20 protein-coding genes are annotated in these 21994 nt (G+C 72.0%); 7 read left to right on the forward strand and 13 right to left on the reverse strand.

The annotated features are described in order from the left end of the window. Positions 1-60: 60 nt before the first annotated feature. From ACZ4VL_RS22980 to ACZ4VL_RS22995, 4 genes are all read right to left on the reverse strand, one after another. Entirely contained in the window at positions 61-1485 is a 1425-nt protein-coding gene (locus ACZ4VL_RS22980) for an FAD-binding oxidoreductase (RefSeq protein WP_468202897.1), read from the reverse strand. Between the two features lie 149 nt (positions 1486-1634). Next, positions 1635-2060, reverse strand: a complete 426-nt coding sequence (locus ACZ4VL_RS22985; protein ID WP_468202900.1) for a hypothetical protein — start codon at positions 2058-2060, stop codon at positions 1635-1637. Between the two features lie 325 nt (positions 2061-2385). Further along, entirely contained in the window at positions 2386-2826 is a 441-nt protein-coding gene (locus ACZ4VL_RS22990; RefSeq protein WP_468202902.1) for a hypothetical protein, read from the reverse strand. Positions 2827-3007: 181 nt separating this feature from the next. Then, positions 3008-4063, reverse strand: coding sequence for a PucR family transcriptional regulator (locus ACZ4VL_RS22995; RefSeq protein WP_468202905.1), 1056 nt, complete (start codon positions 4061-4063; stop codon positions 3008-3010). A 118-nt stretch (positions 4064-4181) separates the two neighbouring features. Here ACZ4VL_RS22995 and ACZ4VL_RS23000 point away from each other — a divergent pair, with 118 nt between their 5' ends. Together ACZ4VL_RS23000 and ACZ4VL_RS23005 are read left to right on the forward strand one after the other, a co-directional pair. Then, complete coding sequence (locus tag ACZ4VL_RS23000) at positions 4182-5123, forward strand: alpha/beta hydrolase (protein ID WP_468202908.1); 942 nt, start codon at positions 4182-4184, stop codon at positions 5121-5123. 86 nt (positions 5124-5209) lie between these two features. After that, complete coding sequence (locus tag ACZ4VL_RS23005; protein WP_468202911.1) at positions 5210-6466, forward strand: serine hydrolase domain-containing protein; 1257 nt, start codon at positions 5210-5212, stop codon at positions 6464-6466. 186 nt (positions 6467-6652) lie between these two features. Here ACZ4VL_RS23005 and ACZ4VL_RS23010 read toward each other — a convergent pair whose 3' ends face one another. Then, positions 6653-7393, reverse strand: coding sequence for a hypothetical protein (locus ACZ4VL_RS23010; RefSeq protein WP_468202914.1), 741 nt, complete (start codon positions 7391-7393; stop codon positions 6653-6655). 1193 nt (positions 7394-8586) lie between these two features. Further along, positions 8587-8940, reverse strand: coding sequence for a hypothetical protein (locus tag ACZ4VL_RS23015; RefSeq protein ID WP_468202916.1), 354 nt, complete (start codon positions 8938-8940; stop codon positions 8587-8589). A 408-nt stretch (positions 8941-9348) separates the two neighbouring features. On the opposite strand from ACZ4VL_RS23015, the gene ACZ4VL_RS23020 reads away from it, so the two are divergent. Both ACZ4VL_RS23020 and ACZ4VL_RS23025 read left to right on the forward strand, forming a co-directional pair. Continuing rightward, positions 9349-10578, forward strand: coding sequence for a pentapeptide repeat-containing protein (locus ACZ4VL_RS23020; RefSeq protein ID WP_468202919.1), 1230 nt, complete (start codon positions 9349-9351; stop codon positions 10576-10578). Positions 10579-11198: 620 nt separating this feature from the next. Continuing rightward, the gene (locus ACZ4VL_RS23025) at positions 11199-11414 is read left to right on the forward strand and encodes a hypothetical protein (protein ID WP_468202921.1); all 216 of its coding nucleotides are present in this window, start codon (positions 11199-11201) and stop codon (positions 11412-11414) included. A 330-nt stretch (positions 11415-11744) separates the two neighbouring features. Here the strand turns inward: ACZ4VL_RS23025 and ACZ4VL_RS23030 are convergent, their stop codons facing one another. The 6 genes from ACZ4VL_RS23030 to ACZ4VL_RS23055 all read right to left on the reverse strand — a co-directional run bounded on the left by ACZ4VL_RS23030 (position 11745) and on the right by ACZ4VL_RS23055 (position 17111). Beyond that, positions 11745-12374 (reverse strand): DUF6000 family protein, encoded by a 630-nt coding sequence (locus ACZ4VL_RS23030; RefSeq protein ID WP_468202924.1) that lies wholly within the window; start codon positions 12372-12374, stop codon positions 11745-11747. A 249-nt stretch (positions 12375-12623) separates the two neighbouring features. Beyond that, positions 12624-13082: an NUDIX domain-containing protein gene (locus tag ACZ4VL_RS23035; RefSeq protein WP_468202927.1), complete on the reverse strand. Its 459-nt coding sequence runs from the start codon at positions 13080-13082 to the stop codon at positions 12624-12626. Between the two features lie 194 nt (positions 13083-13276). Further along, on the reverse strand, positions 13277-15343 hold the full coding sequence (locus ACZ4VL_RS23040; protein ID WP_468202929.1) for an ATP-binding cassette domain-containing protein: 2067 nt from the start codon (positions 15341-15343) through the stop codon (positions 13277-13279). A gap of 405 nt (positions 15344-15748) precedes the next feature. After that, entirely contained in the window at positions 15749-16090 is a 342-nt protein-coding gene (locus ACZ4VL_RS23045) for an avidin-fold protein (RefSeq protein WP_468202932.1), read from the reverse strand. Positions 16091-16241: 151 nt separating this feature from the next. Then, complete coding sequence (locus ACZ4VL_RS23050; RefSeq protein WP_468202935.1) at positions 16242-16583, reverse strand: hypothetical protein; 342 nt, start codon at positions 16581-16583, stop codon at positions 16242-16244. A 123-nt stretch (positions 16584-16706) separates the two neighbouring features. Continuing rightward, positions 16707-17111: a hypothetical protein gene (locus tag ACZ4VL_RS23055; RefSeq protein ID WP_468202937.1), complete on the reverse strand. Its 405-nt coding sequence runs from the start codon at positions 17109-17111 to the stop codon at positions 16707-16709. A gap of 444 nt (positions 17112-17555) precedes the next feature. Here ACZ4VL_RS23055 and ACZ4VL_RS23060 point away from each other — a divergent pair, with 444 nt between their 5' ends. Beyond that, positions 17556-18833, forward strand: a complete 1278-nt coding sequence (locus tag ACZ4VL_RS23060; RefSeq protein ID WP_468202940.1) for an amidase family protein — start codon at positions 17556-17558, stop codon at positions 18831-18833. 5 nt (positions 18834-18838) lie between these two features. Here ACZ4VL_RS23060 and ACZ4VL_RS23065 read toward each other — a convergent pair whose 3' ends face one another. Continuing rightward, positions 18839-19768, reverse strand: coding sequence for a DUF2690 domain-containing protein (locus ACZ4VL_RS23065; RefSeq protein WP_468202943.1), 930 nt, complete (start codon positions 19766-19768; stop codon positions 18839-18841). Between the two features lie 241 nt (positions 19769-20009). On the opposite strand from ACZ4VL_RS23065, the gene ACZ4VL_RS23070 reads away from it, so the two are divergent. Both ACZ4VL_RS23070 and ACZ4VL_RS23075 read left to right on the forward strand, forming a co-directional pair. Then, positions 20010-20699 (forward strand): L,D-transpeptidase family protein, encoded by a 690-nt coding sequence (locus tag ACZ4VL_RS23070; RefSeq protein WP_468202946.1) that lies wholly within the window; start codon positions 20010-20012, stop codon positions 20697-20699. Between the two features lie 98 nt (positions 20700-20797). Continuing rightward, on the forward strand, positions 20798-21934 hold the full coding sequence (locus ACZ4VL_RS23075) for a UDP-N-acetylglucosamine--N-acetylmuramyl-(pentapeptide) pyrophosphoryl-undecaprenol N-acetylglucosamine transferase (protein ID WP_468202949.1): 1137 nt from the start codon (positions 20798-20800) through the stop codon (positions 21932-21934). Positions 21935-21994 lie beyond the last annotated feature (60 nt).

Raw genomic sequence — 21994 nt, forward strand, 5'->3', positions numbered from 1 at the left:
TGTTTCACCGCTTTGGCGCGATAGGTTCTGTTTTCACCTGAAACGAGAAGTCCTTCATCATCACGCCGGCGGCTGCCCGGTAGCCCGGCTGCTGGGCTGCCCGGTGGCCCGGCCGTCCGGCCGGCGTGCCGCCGATGGGATGCTCTGCTCGTACGTGAACACGTTGTGCGGGTCGTACCGCGCCTTGACCTCGCGCAGCCGGCCGACGTGGGGTCCCCAGTAGGCGGTTTCCCAGTTCTGCATGCCGATGTTCGGGACGTTGGCGTACGCGCCGCTCACGTACGGCCGCAGTGCCTGGCCGAACTCGGCGATCCACGCCTGGGCCCGCGCGGTGAGCGCATCGCCGCTGCCCGCCTGCCCGCGGGTTCCCCAGCCGGCGCCGGGCTCGGCGTAGAACAGCGCGTCACGGTGCGGGAAGGCCGAGCCGCCGCGGGGGACCCTCCGGACCGCGCCGCCGAAGGCCTGGGTGAAGAAGTTGCTGGTCTGCGTGGGCGCGCTCCGCATGAACGAGGCGATCAGGTCGAAGGCCTCCGCGGGGAACGGCTCGACGGCGAACTGCGAGACGAACTTCCAGTTCGCGGGATCGTCCTCGGTCGGGACCTGGAACCCGGCGTAGATGTCGCCCCAGTTGCCGACCTGCGCCGAGACCGCGGGCCGGCCGACCGACAGGACCGGGGCCAGCAACTCCCCTGCCTCCTGCGGAGTGCCCTCCACGAGCACGGCGAAGAGCAGGATCTCGTCCCGGTGGATCTCGATCTGCGTACCGAGGCGGTCGTCGGCGAACGGCGCCGTACGCTGCCACGTGTCGAAGACCCCGGGCAGGTCGTCGAGCCCCCGCCACCTGGCCTGTACGTGGGCGACGCCCGCCAGCGGGGCCACCGCGTAGGTCAGGGACGTGACGATCCCGAAGTTGCCGTTCCCCGCCCCGCGCAGCGCCCACAGCAGGTCCGGGTTCTCTGCCTCGTCCGCCCGGACCACCTCGGCGCGGTCGGTGCCGGACGCGACGACGACGTCGGCACCCACCAGACTGTCGCAGGCCATGCCGAGGTAGCGGGTGAGGAAGCCGAAGCCGCCGCCGAGCGTCGCACCGGCCAGGCCGACGCTGCCCTCCGTGCCCGTCGTCACGGCGAGACCCTGCGCGGCGAGCAGGGTCACCGCTTCCAGCTGGGAGAGCCCGGCGCCGACGGTCGCGATGCGGGTGGCGGTGTCGACGTGGACGGACGTGAGCTCGCTGACGTCGATCACGATGCCGTTGTCCACGTTCGACCAGCCCTCCAGACTGTGGCCGCCGCTGCGCACGCGTACCGCGACGTCGTGCTGGCGCGCCCACGTGAGGGCGTTGACCACGTCCTGCGTGTCCTGGGCGTAGACGATGACCAGGGGGTAGCGGACGAAGAGGTGGTCCCAGCCCAGGCTCGCGCGCGCGTACCCGGGATCGTCGGGGCGGATGATGCGGCCGGTCAGCCGTGCCGGAGGGCAGTTCATACGGCGGATCCTTTGCTCGCCGCAGCGTAACAAGACGGACCCGGGGCGGCGGTGCCCAACACGCTCGCGCACCGCGCCCGGGCATGCGGATGCCGGAGAGGCGGTGGTCCTCTCCGGCATCCGGTGTGGCGGGTGGTGGCCGTCGGCCCTCACTTGCCGAGCTTCGCCTTCAGCTCCTCCTTGAGCTGCTTCTTCAGCACCTGCTTGGACACCGTGCCGCCGGTGCCGCTGGCGTCGCCGGTCACCGCGGTCGCGTCGCCCTGGTTGATGGCGTCGGCGCTGGCGTTGCCGCTCTGGGCGTTGCCGGTCACGATCGTGCACTTGCCCTTGCAGCTGCCGACGCCGGAGTTGGCGGCGCCGGTGGTGGCCGTACCGCCGACGGTGGTGTTCTCGGCGGTCGCGCTACCGCTGGTGCCGATGCCGTCCGCGCTGTCGTCCTGGAGGAAGGTGACGGCGTGCTGCGGGGTGGTGGTGGGGGCGGCCATGGCGGTGGCGGGCAGTGCGATGCCGCCGCCCAGCAGGGCCGCGGAGGCGCCGGCCAGAACGATACGACGGGTCCAGGAACGCTCGAACATCGGAATTCTCCAGTCGGTACGGGAAGAGTAATGGGAAAGGGGTTATGGGGAGAGGGTTATGGGTAGGGCTTCTGATAATTCCGCCCCTTTTCCGGGGGTCCCGGTGGGGCGTACTTCAAATAAACCCTGTGGGTGGACGTGCGTCACGCCACTGGAACGCGTGGCTTGACGGCGGTCATTTTTTTTGGTAGCGCCGGTGTGGGGGATTTGGTGCGTGGCCTTGAGTAGCCCCCGGGACGGGGTCCCGGGGTCCCGGGGGCCCCGGGACGGGGTCCCGGGGGCTGGCGCAGGGCGCTCAAGGCTGGGGGCGGAGGGGCGTCGGCCGTTACTTGCCGAGCTTCGCCTTCAGCTGTTCCTTCAGGTTTTCCTTGATCTCCTGCTTCGTGATCTCCTGCTTCGTGACCGTGCCGCCGGTGCCGCTGGCGTCGCCGGTCACCGCGGTCGAGTCGCCCTGGTTGACGGCATCAGCGCTGGCGTTGCCGCTCTGGGCGTTGCCGGTGCGGATGTCGCAGCCGCCGTCGCAGTTGCCGACGCCGGAGTTGGCGGCGCCGGTGGTGGCCGTACCGCCGACGGTGGTGTTCTCGGCGGTGGCGTCACCGCTGGTGCCGATGCCGTCCGCGCTGTCGTCCTGGAGGAAGGTGACGGCGTGCTGCGGGGTGGTGGTGGGGGCGGCCATGGCGGTGGCGGGCAGTGCGATGCCGCCGCCCAGCAGGGCCGCGGAGGCGCCGGCCAGAACGATACGACGGGTCCAGGAACGCTCGAACATGGGAATTCTCCACTCGGTGTGCAAAAGGGTTATTTGTATCTGCCTCTTCCGGGCTTTCCCGGTGGGGCGTACTTCAAATAAACCTTGTGAGCGGAAGTGCGTCACGACACTGGAAAACGTGTCTTGACGCCCGCAATCCGTCCTGATAGAGGTCGCCGCGGCCGCGTCGCCCGGCCGATTCTCAGTCGGTGAGGAGCCGCCACGTCGTGAGGGCGATTCTGGCCCGGGTCAGGCCCGTCGGGTCCGTGAGCTCGATGCCGAGGCTCTTCGCGATCTGGTCCAGGCGGCGGGCGACGCTGCTGTGGTGCAGGTGGAGGACGTCGGCGGCCTGGCGCAGCGAGCCCGCCGTGCAGTACGCGTCCAGGGTCTCCAGGTCCTCCGGGGCGCCGGCCAGCCGGGCGATCGCGGCGACGTCCGCGTTCTCCCGCGCCGCCTCCTCCGGGATCCGGGCGAGCAGGGCCAGGGCGCCCAGCTCGTCGTAGTGGACGACCGGCCGCCGCGCCGTGGTGAACCGCAGGGCGGTCCGGGCCTCGCACCAGGACCGGTCCGGGCTGTCCGCGGCGCCGATCCCCGCCCGTACGCCCTCCGGGAACCGGGCCGGGTCCACCCCCGCGGCCAGGACGACCCCCACCTCGCCCAGCGGCGCCGCCTTCACCGGGCGGGTCGGGCAGACGAGCCCGCCGATCCGGTCGAGCGGCAGCTCCGACGACCGCACGGCGACCGCCCGGACCGGCGGGCCGGCGGCCGCGAACCCCAGCAGCCGCAACGCCCGCGCCCGGGCGGCCTCGTCGCTGTCGGGGCTGATCACGAGCTCGACGAGGGCGGGGTCGGCCATGGTGGTGCCGGCGGGCCCGTACCGTTCGGCCGCGGCAGCGGCGGCGAGGGCGAGCCGGTCCAGGAGCACCTCGTCGAGGGGGCCGGGCGGGCCGGGGCGCTCCAGCCAGACGGTGCCGATCTCCTCCTCGTCGAGCGTGATCGGGGCCGTGGTGGAGGCGGGTGGCTGCGGAGAACCGGGCGGCGGTGCTGCCGCCGGGCGGCCGTCGGGCGCGATGCGGATCGCACGCCCCGTGCCGTGCAGCCGGATCCCGGTCACGCACTCGGCGAGGCCCGCCGAGGACCGGGCGAGCGCCGGCAGGTCGACGCGTCGACGCATCAGGGTGTCGTAGAACGCGACGATGCGCATCGCGCCGTCGACGTACGGATCCAGTCCAGACAGCCGTACGGCCAGTGCCTCCATGGCAGAACCATAGGAGGCCGGGACACCGGGGCGGGGCGCCGATCGGTGCGCGATCGACGCCGGACGCGCGACGGTTGGCGGATGACCGCCCCGGGGCGCGGCCGCGAGGATCGTCGGCATGGACCCCGAACTCGAAGCATTCATCCCGTTCCTGCCGCAGACCGACCTGAACGACCCCGTGGCCACCCGAAAGACGGTCGCGGCCCTGGTCGCCGCGAGTGCGGCGCCGGACACCTCGCGCATGGACGTCGAGGACCGTACGGTGCCGGCGGAGCCCGACGTGGCGGTACGGATCTACCGTCCGCACACGGCTCCGCAGGGCGCGGGGGCCGGGGCGGGGGCGGGCGCGGGGGCCGGGGCGGGGGCCATCGTCTGGCTGCACGGCGGCGGCTTCGTCTTCGGCGACCTGGACACCGAGCACCCGTGGGCCGCCCGGCTCGCGGACGGCTCCGGCGCGGTCGTCGTCTCCGTGGACTACCGCCGGTCACCCGAGAACCGGTTCCCGGCCGCCCTGGACGACGCGTACGCCGTACTGGACTGGACCGCCGGGCACGCCGCCGAACTCGGCATCGACCCGGCGCGCATCGCGGTCGGCGGCCACAGTGCGGGCGGCGGGCTCGCGGCTGCGCTGGCACTGCGGGCGCGCGACGAGGGGGGGCCGGCCATCTGCTTCCAACTGCTCAACCAGCCCGGGCTCGACGACCGGCAGCAGACCTGGTCGGCGCGGAACTTCACCGACACGCCCTGGTTCACCCGCGACAAGACCACCGCCGCCTGGCGGCACTACCTGGGCCCGCAGCCCGCCACCGCGTACGCCGCGCCGGCCCGGGCGACCGACCTTGCGGGCCTGCCGCCCGCGTACATCGCCACGGCGGAGTTCTGCCCGAACCGCGACGAGGACATCGAGTACGCGCTGCGGCTGCTGCGGGCGGGCGTACCGGTCGAACTGCACCAGTGGGCCGGCACCTTCCACGGGTCGCAGGCGATCCTCTCCGCCGACGTCTCGCAACGGCAGAACGCCGAACTGGCCGGGGCCCTGCGCCGGGCGCTGGCCGCATGACCACGGAAACCGGCAGGCGAAGCCCGAACGCCCTGCCCACCCACCCACTCACTCACTCACTCACTCACGACGAAAGGACGCATGAGATGAAGATCCGACTGGCTGTGTGCGCGAGCGCGGCCGCGCTCAGCATGTGCGCGGGCACGGTGGCGGCCGCCGCCCCTGCCCCCGCAGCTCCCACGAGCCCGGCCGACGCCGCCGACGCCCGCATCGACCCCGCGGTACTGCGGTCCGCCCTGAACGGCGTCCACCGGGCCGGGATGCCGGGGGTGTTCGCCGAGGTGCGCGACTCCGGCCGGACCTGGCGCGGCGCCTCCGGGGTCGCCGACGTGACGACCGGCCGCCCCGTCAACGCGGACCTGCGGCACCGCGTCGGCAGCGTCAGCAAGACCTTCACCGCCGCAGCGGTCATGCAGCAGGTCGAGCAGGGCCGCATCCGGCTCGACGCGCCGATCGGCGACTACCTGCCGGACCTGGTGCCGGGAGAACGCGGCCGGAAGATCACGGTCCGGATGCTGCTCAACCACACCAGCGGCATCCCGGACTACATCATGTACGCGTTCCCGTCGCTCCAGGGCTTCCCGTCCCTGCCGGACATGTCGTCGAAGAGCCTGGACGAGAACCGCTTCCGCGAGTTCACCCCCGCCGAGCTGATCGAACTGGGACTCTCGGCGCCGCCCACCGGCGAGCCCGGCGGCCCGACCGGCGTGTACTCCAACACCAACTACATCCTCCTCGGCCAGCTCCTGGAGCGGGTCACCGGCACCGGGGCCGAGGAGTACATCGCCCGCGACGTCATCGCGCGCGCCGGCCTGCGCCACACCGGGTTCCCGCGCGGCCCGCGCATCCAGGGTCCGCACTCCCGCATGTACGAGTCCTTCTTCGGCCTCCTCGACCCGCCGCGCGACTACAGCGTCTACACCAACTCCTGGGTGGGGCCGAGCGCCGGGCTGGTGTCCACCATGGAGGACCTGAACCGCTTCTACGCCGCGCTGCTGGAAGGCCGGATCGTCAGCCGGTCGTCGCTGGAGCAGATGCAGCAGACGCTCCCGGTCCGCGCCCTGGACGGAACGACGATCCAGTACGGGCTCGGGCTGCACAGGGTCAGCGTCCCGGGCTGCGGGCTCTTCTGGGGGCACGACGGCTCGGCCTGGGGAGCCGGGACGCTGTCCCTGACCCGGGCCGACGGCAAGCGGCAGATGTCGGTGGCGATCAACATGATGAGGTGGAACGAGCTGGACGCCTCCGGCAACCCGCGCCCCCACCCCATCGACGAGGCCCTGAAGTCCCTCTACGGCCAGGCCATGTGCGGCGACCCCACCGCCACCCCCGCCCACCCCTGACACCGCCCGCCGCCCACCCCTCGTCGGTCGGCGACGTCGACGTGGTGCGTGTCGAGTCGGGCGTCGATGCGCGGAGCTCCTCGACGGCGGCCGGGCCGAGCCCGTACTCGGTGAACTCCTCGTCGTCGTAGCAGGCGGCGCCCACCAGCCGGTCGCGGAGGTCGTCCGGGCGGAACCGGCCCGCTCTCAGCCCCTGGCGGGAGGGACGTACGCGGGCGGCGCGATCCGCCGCTCGGGTGTCACACCGTGCGCCTCCGGGTGCCGGTACCTGCCCCGCTCCTCCCCGTCCTTGGCGCTCTCCACGACCAGCGGGTTCGCGCGGGCGTACGCGTCCTGGCGGACCCCGGTCACCTGCCAGCACACGCGCGTGCCGGGGTCGCCGCCGGCGATGGTGAAGCGGTTGTCCGCCAGCTCCCGCGCCACGTGGAGGCCCGGGGCCGGGCGCCCGACGGCCGTGAGCTGGTAGCGGAAGCGCTCGTTGAGCGCCTGGAACCAGTCCGGCAGGACGACCTCGGCGCCGCCGGAGCCGTCCAGGACGGTCTCCCCGTCGTAGACGTTCTTCATCTCGTCGCTCTCGACGGTGGCATGGCTGAGGTACTTGTCCTCCGGCTCCAGCGGATGGTCGATGACGAACTCGAGGCTGCTCTTGGTCAGCTTTCCGTCCACCATGACGTCGCCGCGGAACCAGGCGGCCTTGAAACCGCCGCTGGCCACCACCCCGTACGTCGTCGCGCTGGTCGCGTCGACGGCGACGCCCGTCTTCGAGAACGCGTTCACGGCATGGCTGTTGTTCGCGCCGCCCTCCGTGCTGTTGCTCACCTCCAACTGGGCGGCGAACGGCACCCAGTTCGGGTCGAACCTGCCGATGGTCACCTTGTTGCGCAGCACTGCGATGCCGTCGACATCCAGTTCGGGGTCGTCGGGCACGGTTCCCTCCTCGCTCGGTGGTCCCGGAGAACTCCACGCAGGCCAGCCGTGGGCACGGGCATCGTCGCAGTGCCCGCCCCCACGGCCCGGCTGCAGGGACCGGAGTCGTACGGTCGCTCACCCGGCCGGGGGAAGCGGGATCGGCCGGGCGGTCGATGCCGTGGCGACGGGTCGCCGCGACGCTCGCGGTACGACCGATGACGTACGGACACCCAGGCCCAGCCGCCCGGGGAGTGCGGCCCCGGCTGCCCGCCGCGCTCGACTGGGGGGTGGTGGTGCTGGGCGCACTGGCGGCACTCGTCTGCGGGACGGTGGCCCGGTACGGCAGGCGACCGCTGCTGCGGCTGCTGCTCCGGGTGCTGTGCGGGCTGGCTGCCGCCGCCGCGTTCGGCCTGCTCATGGACGTGATCGCGCTGATGCTCGGGGGAAGGGTGGACAGTTGGGCAGCCGCCGCGCACCACGCGCTGGCCGCCGCCGGGGCCCTCCTGCTCGCCGCGACCGCGCCCGCTCCCACCGTGACCGTCCGCCCGGCGTCGCGGCCACCGCCCCTCCGCCGCCCCCCGCCGCCGTCCCGTGCGCCCGCGCGCGTCCAACGCACGGCCTGGGCGGGGACGGTCGCCTTCCTGCCGTACGCCGCGATGAAGTCGTACTGGGCCTGGGGAGGCACATTCGCCGGGACCAGGAAGGACGGGACCAGGAAGGAGGAGATGCTCGCGGTCTCCGCGCGCCACGGCGCCTCGGAGGCCCGGCTCACCCTGCAGTCCTGGGGCGCGGACGCCACGGCACTGCTCGCCGCCCTCGGCGTCTTCCCCCTCCGGGGCCTGGTCCGCCCGTGGGGCCAGGTCTTCCCGCGCTGGGTGCCGTTCCTGCACGGTCGACGGGTTCCCCGCTGGCTCCCGCTGACCCCGGCCCTGCTCGGCGCGGCCACCCTGGCCCCGTACGGGGTGCTCGGGCTCGCCTACTGCGCCCTGGCCACCGCCGGCGTGGTGACGGTACCCAGCGGCGACGTCGACACCCCGGCGGACGTACTGCTGGTCGCGTGGCCCGGCGTGATCGCCTTCGCCGGCTACGGGGTCGCACTGGCCGCGGCAGCCCGCTCGTACTGGCTCCGCACGAGCCCGCACCCCACCGCAGAGGGACACGGAAGCCGGGCGCGGGGCGAGCGGCGCGGCCGCTCACCGCACCCCGAGCGGTCAGCGGAACTCGTGGACGACCTCGATCCTGCCGACGATGTGGGAGTTGAACTCGTCGAGCTCCTCGGCCGGCACCCACAGCTCGAGGATCGTGCGCCCGCCGGCCTGCTGCACGGGATACCGGCTCAGGAAATCCGACTCGACCTCGAAACGCGTCACGAACCCGGCACCGTCGTGCTTCACGTTCCAGTCCCTCGCGATCCGCACCGCGTAGTCCTCGTTGAGAACGGGGTAGAAGATCGGCTGCTCCGGCAGCCGGGGCGGCCAGGCACGCCAGTCGAGCTCCCGGACCAGCTCCAGCTCCGCCGGGCCGGTGGGCCGCCACAGGGTAGTCGTCGCTCGCTGGTTGGTCATGGGACCGCTCTCCGTACTCGGTATGCCGGCACCACTGCCGACGGAACCCAGACCGTACGCGACCGCATCCCGCACCCACCACGCACTTTCCGCCCCCGCCCCGGTGCCTGCCCCTGCCCCGCGGCCGGTTGACGACGTGTTCGTGCTCCGGCGCGAGGGCTTACATGCGGTCGTCGACACCGTTGAGTCCCTCGACGCGACGGTGGAGCCCGACAACACCGACAGACGGAGGCACCTCCGATTCACCGCACCCATGGCGATCTTCGCTGATGGCACACGAGGGCGGGCGTCGTCCATGGCCTCCAGCATCTTCGTAGCAGGTCAGGGCGCCAGGTCGGGCTCATACTCCGACTCATCACTCACGTCGCCGAGTGGCAGGCTCCCCGGGCGTGAAGTGCCATGGGAGAGATGGCCAGGAACGCAGGGTCCCGACGGCTCCGCCGTGTCGCCCATCGGCGCTCCGCCCAGCTGCGTCGACGCCGCCGCGACCGCCGGCTCCGAACGGCTGGCCCCACAGGTACGGGGCAAATCCAGAGGGTCCATTGGATTGGGCTGGTTGCTGCCAGCCTGCCCGGACTGGCAGCCCTGATCGCCCTGCTGTTCACCTGGATGCAGGTCACACAGACCAACAAGGAGTTGGCGATCACCGAGCGGGGGCAGATCACCAGCCGGTTCAATGCTGCGGTCAGCAATCTGGGGTCAGCTTCCCTGGATGTACGACTCGGGGGCATCTACGCGCTGGAACAGATCATGCGCGACTCCCCGACCAATCAGCTCACCGTGGTCTCGATCCTGACCGCGTATGCACGTCAGCACGCCCCTTTTCGGGCCGTCGACGCCAAGAAGAAGCCCGTGCTTTCCGCTTACGAGCAGCCCCCACCACCCGCCGACGTCCAAGCAGTGGTGACCGTGCTAGGAAATCGCCGCTCCGACCGCGACCAGGGACTGCGCATCGATCTCAGCCGCTCCGCTCTGGCCGGAATGGAGCTCTTCGGCTACCCAAACCTGATTCCCTTCCGTTCGGCAATCCTGCGTGAGGCGGATCTCAGGGGCGCTGACTTCTATTGGGTGGATCTGGAGGATGCGGTATTCGACGGCGCAAAACTCTCGGGAGCTTCACTGCTCGGATCTCGACTCGACGGTGCGGGCTTCGAGAAGGCGGACCTCACAAAGGCGAATCTGGCGAGCACATCCCTCGACAGAGTGAACATGTCCGGAGCAAACCTCACCGGCACGGTCTTCTGTGAAGAGATATCGGTGGTAGGAAGAGGGATCCCTGAAGGTAGTCACAAGCGGACTTGCGCCGACATGTCCCGCATGATCCTGACTGACTCAAACCTGGCTGGGGCGGATCTGGCAGGCGTGGACCTCTCCGGTACGGGCTTCTGTCCCGACCCGGTCTTTTCCTGGACGGGCAGGAAAGAGAAATGCACGAGTCTGGCTGGCGCGAAGCTCAGTGGGGCCAACCTCAAAGACACTTTCCTGTTTGGAGCAGATCTCAGGGGCGCGGACCTGACCGGTGCCAACCTGGCGGGGGCGGACCTTACGAACGCTGACCTCACCGGAGCCAAGGTCAGCGGAGCAACGTTCGACGGGGCCAAGTTGAAGGGTGTTCGTGGACTTTCGCCGTCCAGGTGACACCATCGCCGGTGCACGGGCCGGGTCGCCGCTGCCTCATCATTTCGGAGGACGATGAGCCGGCTCCGGGCGTGCATCCTCAGAGCTCGTAACAGGATCTTGCTGAAGTGGCCTGGTCGGCCGTGACCGGTGTGACGAGCCGGACCGGTTGTGCCTGCAGGGGATCCTTTACGTGCTCTGCAACGACCTCGCCCGGCAACTGCTCCGGCTGGAGCTGGGGTGGTGGCTCCGGACAGACGTGCTGGAGGCGACTGGAGCGGTGGCAGAAGGCCGGCGTCCTCGACCGGCTCCACCGCATCCTGCTCGCCGAGCTCAATGCAGCCGGCCAGCTCGACTGGTCCCGGGCCTGCGTGGATGGCTCCCACATCCGCGCGAAAAAAGGGGGGCGCCGACACCGGTCCGTCGCCGGTCGACCGGCGGAAGACGGGCAGCAAACACCATGCGAGCACGGCCCTCAAGGCCTCTCCGGCGGGTTGCGGCACCGGCCATCCGTCCCTGCGTCGCCGGTGGCCCACTCCCGGCAGGTGTCACTCGAATGGAGTAACCAAACGCGCCACCCACATGGGTGAAGATCAAGCTGAGTAGTGCCCCAACCGAGGCAATCCGTGAAGGGAAACCACATGCGCATTCGACGAACTTTCGCCGCCGTCATCGCCACGGCAGCCCTCGCCGGACTCGGCCTCACAGGTGCCGTCACTGCCACGGCCGCCACCCACAACGCCACCGCCACCGCCCACACCGAAAGCCTCACCCCGGGTGAGTGCGTGGACGGCGGCGGAAAGGTGGTCGGGATGAAGTGCGTCGGCGGTACGGGCGACGGGCAGATGGTTGACTAACGCCCACTGGGCGCCCCGCAGCCACGCGCCGCGGGGCGCTCCCGCGCGAGCATGCTGCAACATCACGTTTACACCGAGATACGTACGCAGCGGACGGCGAGTCGTTTGAACTGGTGGAGCAGGCGAAGGTCTGCTCGACGACGTAGCGGAGCTTGCCCATGTCTTTGATGTTCGGGCAGCCCTTGCGGGAGATGACGGGCAGGATCCGGCGTTTGCGCAACTCATCGCGGTTCGGGTTCGAGTCGTAGCCCTTGTCGCCGAGCAGGGCTTCTCGTACGTGCTGTTACCTGGTGGGGAAGCGGGGGCCTGGGTCAGTGGATGCGCCTTTAGTTACTGGCGTCGCCAGCGGTCGGTGAATTCGCAGTGGAGGGTCGTCCAGTGGTGCAACTCGGCTGACGTGTAGCTGGGGTAGCCGAGGCGCCGCACGCCCTTGACCCAGTGGTCCCAGAGGCCGTCGGGCTCCGTGAAGCGGTCGGCGTGGTGGGTGCCGAGGCGGGCATCGAGGTGGAGGAGGGCGCCGAGGGCGTCTGGCTGGTCGTAGTGCAGGTCGGTGTGGGGGAGGTAGAGGTCGAGGTAGGCGGTGAGGACCTCGGCGTCCGCCTGTGTGCCGCAGCGGGCCAGGGCGAAGCAGTAGCCGCCGCCGGCGTACGGGGCGTCGCTGGCCAGGAGCAGGTCGCCGACGCGCTCGCGGAACGAGGAGCGGCGGTCGACGCCGATCAGCCAGGCGGCGGTGAGACGCGAGCGCCATCCGTGAGCGAGGAGGGCTTCCAGTTCGGCGTCGGTGATGGTGGCGGCGTCATCGATCAGGCGGCGGGCGAAGCGTTTGGCATGCGGCCACCCCGGCCGCAGGACGCGCGCGCTGTTCAGTTCGCCGTAGCGGGGATGGTCCGAGTCCTTCCTCGTCACGTACCGCTTGATCAGGTAGCCGTGGCTGGTTTCCTCGGGGCACCGGGACGGCATCGGTCACCTCTCCGGGTACAGGTCGGTATGGTCGATCCAGGTGGGGGCGACGAAGACGTTGTCGCCGACGGGGGCTTCGGAGGCTTCCAGCAGCGACCACGTGCGGGACTCTTCGACGAGATCGCCCCAGAGCGCGGCCCAGTCGAGTTCCCGGTCCAGGGCGGTGCCGGAGATTTCCGTACGGGCGGTGCGCCGGGGATTTCTCGGCTTCGCCCTCCGACAGCGGTCGGTGAGGTGGGGGCGCCGGGACTACAGGGCGAGTTCGAGGTAGGCGGGTTGCTGGTCCTCGCGGGCCTGTAGGGCGCGGTGCCACAGCGAGAGGGCGAACGGGGGGACCATGTCGGGGGTGATGTCCTGCGGCAGGCAGAAGCGGATCTCGCCGATCTCCGACTCCTGGAGGGTGATGGACTGCTGCTGCTCCGGGGTCAGTCGGGGGCCGTCGAAGACGTAGAAGACGTGGGAGCTGCCTGCCCGCGTGACCCATGCCGTGACCAGCAGGTTGCCGATCTCCACGTCGAGGCCGAGTTCCTCGAGGACCTCGCGGCGGGCCGCCGCGCTCGGGAGTTCGCCCTTGTCCAGGTGGCCGCCCGGCAGGTTCCACCGCTCCTTGTAGACCGGGTTGACGATGAGCACCCTGCCCTGCTCGTCCGTGATGACGGCCGCGGCGGATGCCGTTGCCCTGGCGTGGTCCGGGGATGCGCCGGTCATGAGGTACTACTCCTGGGGTGCGGGTGAACTCGTCGGGTCCGGTGCTGCGTCCGGATCGCGCCCGGGATTCGCGTGCCGGGTGCAGTCATATGATCCGGCACGTCGTAGCGGCCCGGCCCCGCCCCCCGGGCCCCTGCCGCGCCGGGCAGCGGGCAGCGCAGCCGGCGCGGTGGGGGTGGAGGGTGGGGTGGGGTTCAGCGGTCCTGGGAGAGGCGGACCAGTTCCGCGAAGGAGCCGTTCAGGCCGACGAGTTCCTCGTACGTCCCCTGCTCCGTGATCCGGCCCGCGTCGAGGACGACGATGCGGTCGGCCAGGCGGCAGTTCTCCATGCGGTGGGTGACGATCACCGTGATGCGGTCGTCCTTCATCTCCCGCAGCCCCGTGAACACCATGTGCTCGCCCCGCGGGTCCATGGCCGACGTCGGCTCGTCCATGACCAGCAGGCCGGGCCTGCGGTGGAAGGCGCGTGCGCAGGCGATGCGCTGCCACTGGCCGCCGGAGGGTTCGTGGCCGCCCCAGAGGGAGCGGGCGAGGAGGGTGTCGACGCCGCTGGGGTACGCCGCCACCGTCTCCTTCATGCCGACGGCGGCGAGCGCGTCCCAGACGGCGTCCTCGCCGCGCGGGGAGGGCTGGCCGAGGGTGATGTTCTCGCGGGCGGTGAAGGGCCAGTACCCGTACGACTGGGTGACGAGGCCGACGTGCCGCCACGCCGAGCGCTGGTCGGCGTCCGCGGTCGGTACGCCGTCCCAGGAGACGGTGCCGGTGGTGGGGGCGGTGAGGCTGGTGAGGAGGCGGATGAAGGTGGACTTGCCGGCCCCGTTCTCGCCGACCAGGGCGATGACCTCGCCGCGGCTGAGGGTCAGGTCGACCGGGCCGAGGGCGGGGGTGTCCTTGCCCGGGTAGGTGTACGTGGCCGCCTCCAGGCGGATCCGCTCCGGGGCTCCGAGCTCCCGCGGGCCGCGCGGACCGGACTGCTCGGCGGCCTGCCGGATGAACGTGGCGTAGTCCCCGAGGTAGAGGGCGTGCTGGAACATCGCGGCCCCGTAGACGACGAGTTGGGAGAGGGCGGCGGTGGAGGTGCGCATGGCGACGATGGCGGTGCCGGCGGCGCCGATGGCCATGAACCCGCCGATCACCAGGCCGCCGAGGCTCGCCCAGGTCATGACGGTGAACAGGCCGGAGACCACGGCGGCGGTGAGGTGGACGGCCAGGTAGCGGGGTGCGGAGCCGACCATCTTGGAGTCGATGCGGGAGCAGACGGCGGCGTACCAGTGGTGGGCGTACGGGCGCATGCTGTTGCCGCGCAGCTCGTCCGCGAGCTTGGGGGTGGTGAGGTGCCAGCGCATCATGTGGCGGATGTTGCGGGAGGCGATCGTCTCGTTGTGGAGGCGGTAGTCGAGGCGGGCGGCGAGTACGGAGCCCAGGCCGCGCGGGATGACGGACAGCAGGAGCAGCGGCAGCAGGACGGGGTGGACCACGGACAGGACGGACGCGACGGCGACCATGTCGATCAGGCCGCTCGTGAAGCCGAGCGCGTCCTGCAGCAGCATCCCGGAACGGGCGGAACCGGTTTCGGCGGCCTCGGAGCGCTCGGTGAAGTCGGGGGCGTCGTAGGCGGACAGTTCGACGTCCATGTGGGCGTCGACCATGGCGAGGTCGGCGATCGTGGACATGCCGGGGTTCAGGCGTCGGGCGGCGCTACCGGCGGTGATCGAGGCGAGCGCGCCCACGGCGGTCATCGCGGCCGCGGCGGCCAGGGGCCATGCGGCGCCGCCGACGCGCTGCCCGACGGTGCCGTCGGCGAGGAGGGGGCCCATGGCGCGGGACACGGCCGCGAGGGCGGCCGCGGTGCAGATGCCGCCGAGGAGCTGGGCGCAGACGAGCCAGGTGAACGCGGTCCGGTTCACCGCCCAGGCCAGGCGCGCCGTCTGGGCGAGCGCGGCCGGGACGCGGCGGGTCATCTGCGCGAGCGAGAGCTCCTCCATGGTCTTGTTGTGCTGGCCCCAGGTGTACGTGAACTCCGGGGGCGCGGGGAGCCCGGGGGCGGCCACGGCCGCTGGCTCCGGTTCCTGGGGGTGGGGCCGTGCGCTGTTCTGCCGGTGCCGCTCGGCCTGCTGCTCGTCCTGATGCCCGTCCTGCTGCTCGTCCTTCGGCTGGGCCTGGGCCGGCACGTGTGCATGGGCCTGGGCATGAGCATGAGGTTGGGCCTGGGGTGGGGCGGCCTGTTCCTGCTGCTGCGCCTCGTCCTGTTCCCGGGACATGGGTTCCTCCTCCAACTCGGCCAACTCGTCGATGAGGGAAGTCGGTTGCTCCCACCGGCAACGGCATGACGAGGAAGCCCACGACCCCCGTTGCGGGGGCGGGGCGGGGTGCTGCCCGGGGAGCGGAGGAGTGAGTACACAGGACGCCGGAGGGCGGAGCAGCGCGATCCGGCCGACCTGACGGTCGCGCCGCCGCCGGTGCCCCGACGCCCCGGGACGGGCTCCGGCGGTAGCTCTGGGCGGGCGATTGGCCGGAACCGGTCGGTGGAGGGGGCGGCCTTCGCAATTCGCTTGCGGGGGTGCGGCGGGGGCGGCTCCGGTCCGCGCTGCGGCCGGTTTGGGGCCTGGGGGACGGGTGGGGCGGGCGGTGGCTCCTGGTGGGAGCGCCTCGTTGCGTCCGGGCCCTCAGCCGAGCGGCTGCTCGACCACGCTGGTGCCGCTGCCCTCCTGGGACTCCCAGGTCCACGTCTCCTCCAGGCGCAGGCGGCCGTCGGGGAGCTCGGTCACGAGCGAGGTGCAGCGCCCGGACGCGGTGGTGCCGTCGAGGCGGAGCTGGACGTAGCGGAAGTCGATGCTGTCGCCCGCCCGGGTCCCGACCAGGTGTCCCCGGACCACGTCTCCGCCCGCGTACTCGGCCCAGACCCGGCCGTCCTGCTCGTGGTAGTCGAACCGGGTCTGCCGGCCGACCTGGCCCGGCGCCTGGTCGGCCACGGGGACGAAGACGAGGCCGTCGAGCGAACGCGTCATGCGTGACTCCTGGAAGTGAAGTGAGGAGGGGTGGGGTGATTCGGTTTATGGATTGTGCATGACAGCCTGGGGGCCGTGCAGAGGTGTGTCGGCCGTCGCTGCGGAGCGGAAGGACCGGGCACCTGCCCTCCTGCCGCCCTCCCGTCGCCGCTCACGCGTCGAAGGGCGTGTCGCTCCACCGGAACCACGCCTCGCCGCCCTGGATGTGCAGCAAGAACTCGGCGACCGGGCCTGCGGGGGAGACGAGGCTGAGGCTGCGCGTCATCGACTCGTACACCTCGTCGAACCGTTCGAAGTCCTCTTCCTCCAGTGCTGCGTGGGCCTCGTCGAACCACGGCCTGAACTCGGCGAACGCCCGCCGCGGGGTGAAGCGACCGCGCAGCCACGGGAAGTCGGACTCCACGATCTCGATCTCGCCCAGCAGTTCCCGCTCGCCCTGGTCCTGATGCGGCTGCTGCCGCTCCAGCCGCCACACTTCGCCTCGGAATCCCATTCCGCCCCGTCCTCGTCCCTCTCCGGAGCCTCTCGTCGCATGGGCCCCGGCCGCTCTGTCCGCAGACTAGAGCGAGTTCGTAAACGAATGCTGACCGAGTAGGGCACGCCCGCCCGTCCCGGCTCAGGTGGAGTGCACGATGATCTGGGAGATCACCCACAACGCCCAGGCCAGCGGGATGAGCGCCACGTAGGCGAGCGGCCGCCGGAGCACCTGCGGGCCCGTGTCGAGGTGCGTGCGGCCCGGGGCGGGCGTCGACGGCGGGAGCTTGCTGTACTTCAGATAGACGAACAGGTTCCACACGAGGGTGAACGGGTTGAAGACGACCAGGGAGAGCGGGCCCCACCAGCCCAGGCACAGCGCCCTGGTGGTCATCTGCCGGACGACGGCTATGCCGCAGGCCCGGCAGAACGGGCCGTCCAGGTGCTCGAACCGCATGAGGACGAGCACGCCCACATGGGCCCGGACCTTGTGGTTCGCCGCCGCCCGGCCGCCGCAGGCACGGCACACGAGCGGCACATGGCCCATGGGGGGCGGGCCGGCGTAACCGCCGGGGGCGGTTGCGGGGGCGTGGGCATGGGCGTAGCTCCCCGGTGCCGGTGCCGGTGCCGGTGCCGGTGCCGGTGCCGGTGCCGATGCGGGTGCCGGTGCCGATGCGGGGGCGTACCCGCCGGGCGTGCTGTAGGGGTTGCCCGGCACGGGTCCGTGGCCGGCCGGCTGGTGCGGTGTTGCCATGATGAACGGATCTCCAGACTGCAATACGTGCTGACCCCGACCGCGAACGGCCGGACGCATCACGGGACGGGAAGGGACGGGAAGGTCACATCACCGGACGAGCGCACCGACCACGGCGGCTGAGAGTACGTCAGCGAAGACGCCCCGACCGACACCCGCGGTTCCATGACCTGCGCGTTCATCGCCACTGCGCCGCCGGTCGGCGGCCCACCACCACTTCGACAGCGGGAGGTTGCCGTGAGCACCCCGGAGCACTTCGTATCGCCTGCCCCAGGCAGCGCTGCCGCCGACGACCACGCCGCCCTCTCCGCCTGCGAGATCGCCGCAGCGGTCAACGCGGGCCGGCTGTCGGCCCGCGAGCTGGCGGCGGCCGCCCTGGAGCGGATCGCCCGCATCGACGTCGAGCTGAGGGCCTTCACCGCGCTGTGGCCGCAGCAGGCCGCCGCGCACGCCGAGCTGATCGACCGTCGGATCCGGGACGGGGACGGGGACGGTGCCCCGCTGCCGCTCGCCGGGGTGCCCCTGGCGGTGAAGGGAACCGAGGGGCTGGCGTCACTCCAGACGAAACGGCTGGTGGCGGCGGGCTGCGTACCCGTCGGCGCCACGTCCACCCCCGGCCCCGGGACCCGCTGGCAGACCTGGGGCGCCACCGCCCGCGGCGTGACCCTCAACCCCCTCGGAAGGCAATGGAGTCCGGGCGGGTCGAGCGCGGGCTCGGCCGTGGCCGTCGCCGCGGGGATGGTGCCGCTGGCCACCGGCAGCGACGGGGCCGGATCCGTACGCATCCCCGCGGCCTGGTGCGGGGTCATCGGGCTCAAGCCGACCAACGGACTGGTGCCCGCGCGGGACCGGGCCGGCCTGAACGTCGCCGGGCCCCTCGCCCGCTGCGCCCGGGACGCCGCCGCGTACCTGGGCGCGCTCGCCGGCACGCCCGGGCCGCACCCCTGCGCCCCGGCGCGGCCGCTGCGCGCGGCCTGGTCGCCGACGCTCGGCTTCGCCGCGACGGATCCTGCCGTCGCGGGCACGGCGTACGCCCGCCTCGAAGCGCTGCGCCGGGCAGGGGCCGTGGACACCGTGGACGTTCCGGTACGCCTTCCCGATCCCGCCCGGTGCTGGGAGGTCCTGCGAGGCCGGCCGGACTCCGCGACCGCTGCCGCGGAACGCGCCGCCGCAACAGCCGCCGCAGCACGAACCAAGGCCGCCCTCGACGCGGCCCTCGACGCCGTCTTCGCCGAGGTGGACCTCCTGGTCTCGCCGACGACCCCCCACGCCCCGCACGGCCACGACGGGCCCGGCGACACCCTGAGCGTGGCGCTGACCTGGGCGTTCAACATCAGCGGCCACCCGGCCATCAGCCTCCCGGCCGGCCGCACCCCCGCAGGCGAGCCCGTCGGACTGCACCTGGTCGCCCGCCACGGCCGGGAGGCCGACCTGCTCGCCGTCGCCGCAGCAGCCGAAGCCGAAGCCGAAGCCGAAGCGGAAGCGGAAGCGGAAGCCGCCACGGAACACCCGTAGACCGCCTACGAACCGCCCGCCGTTGGTGTCGGCAGTGACGCCGGTGCCGTCGGGGGCTCGGTGGCGCACACGGTGCCGCGGCCGTCGACGAGCGCGCAGGCCCGGGCGTCGCCGGGGGAGAGCGCCGGGACCATCTTGGTGTGGGCGTCGTGCCCGTACTGCTGGCGGTACTCCTGGGCGGCGCCCTGCTCGGGCGTGACCATGACCCGGTCCCCGGCGGTGGTTCCGCTCATCTTGGCCCAGGCGGCCCGGCAGCGGGCGCTGTGGCGGAGTTCGATGCGGATGCCGTAGTCGTGGCCGACGAGGGCGGTGGCGGCGTCGTTCGCGCAGGTCGTGGCGGCCGGCTCCAGCGCCGCGCACGAGTCGCCCGTGCACGTGGTGGTGGGCGCCGGCCCGGCCCCGCCCGGTGGCGACGACGGGGCGGCGACCGCGGGCGCGGGCGGCGGCGCGACCCCGGCCGCCGTCCCGGCGTACCGGGCGCCGGCCCATGCCACCGCGGCTGCCAGGAGTACGACGGCCCCCGCGACGGCGGCGAGCGCCCCCGGCCGGGTCCTCCGGGCCGACGGATCGGCCCGTGGAGGGTGCGGCACCGCGGCCGGCTGACGCGGGCCGGGGGTCCGTTCCTCCCGCACCTGCTGGTGGAGGGCGAGGGCGTGGTCCAGTTCCGGATCATCAGCGGGCCCGGATCCCGAAGCCGCCTTGGTACAGATCCGCCGGAACGCGCGAATCGTCTCGGGAGCGGGCAGGGTGCTTCCGGATTCCCACCGGGAAACGGTCGGCTGGTTCGTATGGAGCTGTCTCGCGACCCATGACTGGCTGCGGTTGTTCGCCTCGCGCCAGCTCCGCAGGATCCGGGCCAGCCGAACGCGCGCGGAAACGTCCGGATGCGGCCCGTCCACAGCATCCACAGCATCCGCATTCGACTGGGCATCCATGGCACGCTCCTTCATCCGGTCCGTGGAACCGCAGGTCAGACCCCCATACGCAGAGCCGCGTATATGCGCGTATGGCCCGGTGGTCCGGGAAGCGTAGAACGCACGGGGAATGCGGGGCAAAGTTGCGACCAGCCGGTGCGAAGTTCCCGGCCATTCCCCCCGCCTCCGAATCCCGTGGGAAAGCCGTGCCCCGATGCGGACCCCGGATTTCTTCGGCGGAAAGACAGAAAAGGATGACGATATGAACATCGCAGTGCGTTTCCCCTTCCGTGGCGTCACCACCGCGGCGGTCTCCCTCGCGACGCTTTCCGCACTCGCCCTGGGAACGGCCCCCGGCGTCGCCGCCGCCGAGGCGGCCCGCGACTCGGCGGTGCGGGCACACCCCGCGCAGCCGGCGGACCGGGACCGCAACGAGGGCTCCACCCGCCCCGGCTCGCGGCCGTCGACCGGCGCCGAGCACGGTCCCCGCGGGTACGCCCTGAAGTTCACCAAGAACCGGAACCACCCGGACCGTTCGACGCTGTCCCTCGTCCACGACGGCATCCCCGTCAAGACCTACCGGGCCGGATCCGGGCTGGGATCCACCGACGAGTGCGCGAGCATGAAGGGGTGGCTGCCCAACGGCACGTACCAGGTCAAGGGGCACCAGACCCACCGCGACAGCGACATCAAGGGCTACGCCATCCAGCTCTCCGACAAGGCGTGCCGCCCCGGGCGCGGGCAGCGGGCCGTCACGCGCGACTCCCTGTTCATCCACAGCGAGATGACCAGGAACGGCGGCCAGGGCTCCACCGAGCCCACGCGCTGGAACGGCGACGGCGACTACAAGTCGTACGGCTGCATCAAGCTGCACCCGGACCACATCAAGGACCTGTTCTCCCGCCTGGAGCAGGCCCACTGGCCGAAGAACCTGGCCCTCCAGGTCGGCTGACGCACACGGCCGGTGACGCCGGGGCGCGGGGGGTCCGTGGTGGGGGTTAGGGTTGCCGCGTGAATGCTCCTTTGCTCCCTCGGTCCTTCCGGTTGCTCGTGACGGGAGGAGGTACCGGTGGTCACACCTATCCCGCCCTGACGGCGATCCGGACGCTGCAAGGCCGGCTCGCGGCTGATGGCGGAACCCTCGACGTGCTGTGGATCGGCGCCGCCGACGGCCTCGAAGCGCGGATCGCGCCCGCCGAGGGCATTCCGTTCAAGACGGTCGCCACCGGCAAGATCCGGCGGGCCGCGAACCCGCTGAAGATGCTCTCCGCGGCGAACATGAAGGACATGGCGCGGGTTCCGCTCGGCGTCGCCCAGGCCCGGTCCATCGTCTCGGAGTTCCAGCCCGACGTCGTCCTCGCCACGGGCGGGTACGTGGCCGTCCCGGCCGGCCTGGCGGCCCGCCTGTGCCGGCGTCCGCTCGTGCTGCACGAGCAGACCGTCCGCCTGGGCCTGGCCAACCGCAAGCTGGCGGGCTCGGCCACCCGGATCGCCCTGTCCTCCGAGTCCTCGCTCGAACTCCTCGCGCCCGAACTGCGCGGCCACGCGGTCGTCACCGGCAACCCGATCCGGCCCGAGGTGCTGACCGGCCACGGCGACAAGGCCGTCCACGCGCTGAACCTCGTCGGCTTCGACCGCCGCCTGCCGACCGTGTACGTCACCGGCGGCGCGCAGGGCGCCCAGCAGATCAACGGGGTCGTCCGGGACGTGCTCCCGTGGCTGCTCAGCCACGCCAACGTGATCCACCAGTGCGGGCCGGCGAACGTCGACGAACTCCGCGCGGCGGCCGCGACCCTGGACCCGGTCCTGGCCGGCCGGTACCACCTGACCGGCTTCGTCGGGCCGGAGCTGCCGGACGTACTGGCGCTCGCCGACATCGTGATCTCCCGGTCCGGCGCGGGGACGCTGGCCGAGCTCACGGCGCTGGGCAAGCCGGCCGTGTTCGTGCCGCTCGCCACCTCGGCCGGCAACGAGCAGGTCCACAACGCCCGGCACCTCGCCGACGCGGGGGCCGCCGTCGCCCTGGTCGGCGAAGTCACCGGGCAGGTCCTCCAGACCGCCGTCGGCCCCCTGCTCACCGACCCCGCCCGGCGGGCCGCGATGGCGGAGCGCGCCAGGGCCTACGGGCGCCCGGACGCCGCGGACCGGCTCGTGGACGTACTCCTGTCGGCCGCCGCGAGCAGCTGACCTGCGCTTCGCTCCCCGCCCGCCCGCCCGGGCGGGCGGGCGCGTGCGGGTTCGGGGGGG

This window comes from Streptomyces sp. NPDC029014 (genome assembly GCF_055564695.1).

Bases quoted from the DNA above. Each gene is read 5' to 3' on its own strand.
- ACZ4VL_RS22980 (WP_468202897.1), bottom strand. From the start codon at position 1,485: ATGAACTGCCCTCCGGCACGGCTGACCGGCCGCATCATCCGCCCCGAC.
- ACZ4VL_RS22985 (WP_468202900.1), bottom strand. From the start codon at position 2,060: ATGTTCGAGCGTTCCTGGACCCGTCGTATCGTTCTGGCCGGCGCCTCC.
- ACZ4VL_RS22990 (WP_468202902.1), bottom strand. From the start codon at position 2,826: ATGTTCGAGCGTTCCTGGACCCGTCGTATCGTTCTGGCCGGCGCCTCC.
- ACZ4VL_RS22995 (WP_468202905.1), bottom strand. From the start codon at position 4,063: ATGGAGGCACTGGCCGTACGGCTGTCTGGACTGGATCCGTACGTCGAC.
- ACZ4VL_RS23000 (WP_468202908.1), top strand. From the start codon at position 4,182: ATGGACCCCGAACTCGAAGCATTCATCCCGTTCCTGCCGCAGACCGAC.
- ACZ4VL_RS23005 (WP_468202911.1), top strand. From the start codon at position 5,210: ATGAAGATCCGACTGGCTGTGTGCGCGAGCGCGGCCGCGCTCAGCATG.
- ACZ4VL_RS23015 (WP_468202916.1), bottom strand. From the start codon at position 8,940: ATGACCAACCAGCGAGCGACGACTACCCTGTGGCGGCCCACCGGCCCG.
- ACZ4VL_RS23020 (WP_468202919.1), top strand. From the start codon at position 9,349: ATGGCCAGGAACGCAGGGTCCCGACGGCTCCGCCGTGTCGCCCATCGG.
- ACZ4VL_RS23025 (WP_468202921.1), top strand. From the start codon at position 11,199: ATGCGCATTCGACGAACTTTCGCCGCCGTCATCGCCACGGCAGCCCTC.
- ACZ4VL_RS23030 (WP_468202924.1), bottom strand. From the start codon at position 12,374: ATGCCGTCCCGGTGCCCCGAGGAAACCAGCCACGGCTACCTGATCAAG.
- ACZ4VL_RS23035 (WP_468202927.1), bottom strand. From the start codon at position 13,082: ATGACCGGCGCATCCCCGGACCACGCCAGGGCAACGGCATCCGCCGCG.
- ACZ4VL_RS23040 (WP_468202929.1), bottom strand. From the start codon at position 15,343: ATGTCCCGGGAACAGGACGAGGCGCAGCAGCAGGAACAGGCCGCCCCA.
- ACZ4VL_RS23045 (WP_468202932.1), bottom strand. From the start codon at position 16,090: ATGACGCGTTCGCTCGACGGCCTCGTCTTCGTCCCCGTGGCCGACCAG.
- ACZ4VL_RS23050 (WP_468202935.1), bottom strand. From the start codon at position 16,583: ATGGGATTCCGAGGCGAAGTGTGGCGGCTGGAGCGGCAGCAGCCGCAT.
- ACZ4VL_RS23055 (WP_468202937.1), bottom strand. From the start codon at position 17,111: ATGGGCCATGTGCCGCTCGTGTGCCGTGCCTGCGGCGGCCGGGCGGCG.
- ACZ4VL_RS23065 (WP_468202943.1), bottom strand. From the start codon at position 19,768: ATGGATGCCCAGTCGAATGCGGATGCTGTGGATGCTGTGGACGGGCCG.
- ACZ4VL_RS23070 (WP_468202946.1), top strand. From the start codon at position 20,010: ATGAACATCGCAGTGCGTTTCCCCTTCCGTGGCGTCACCACCGCGGCG.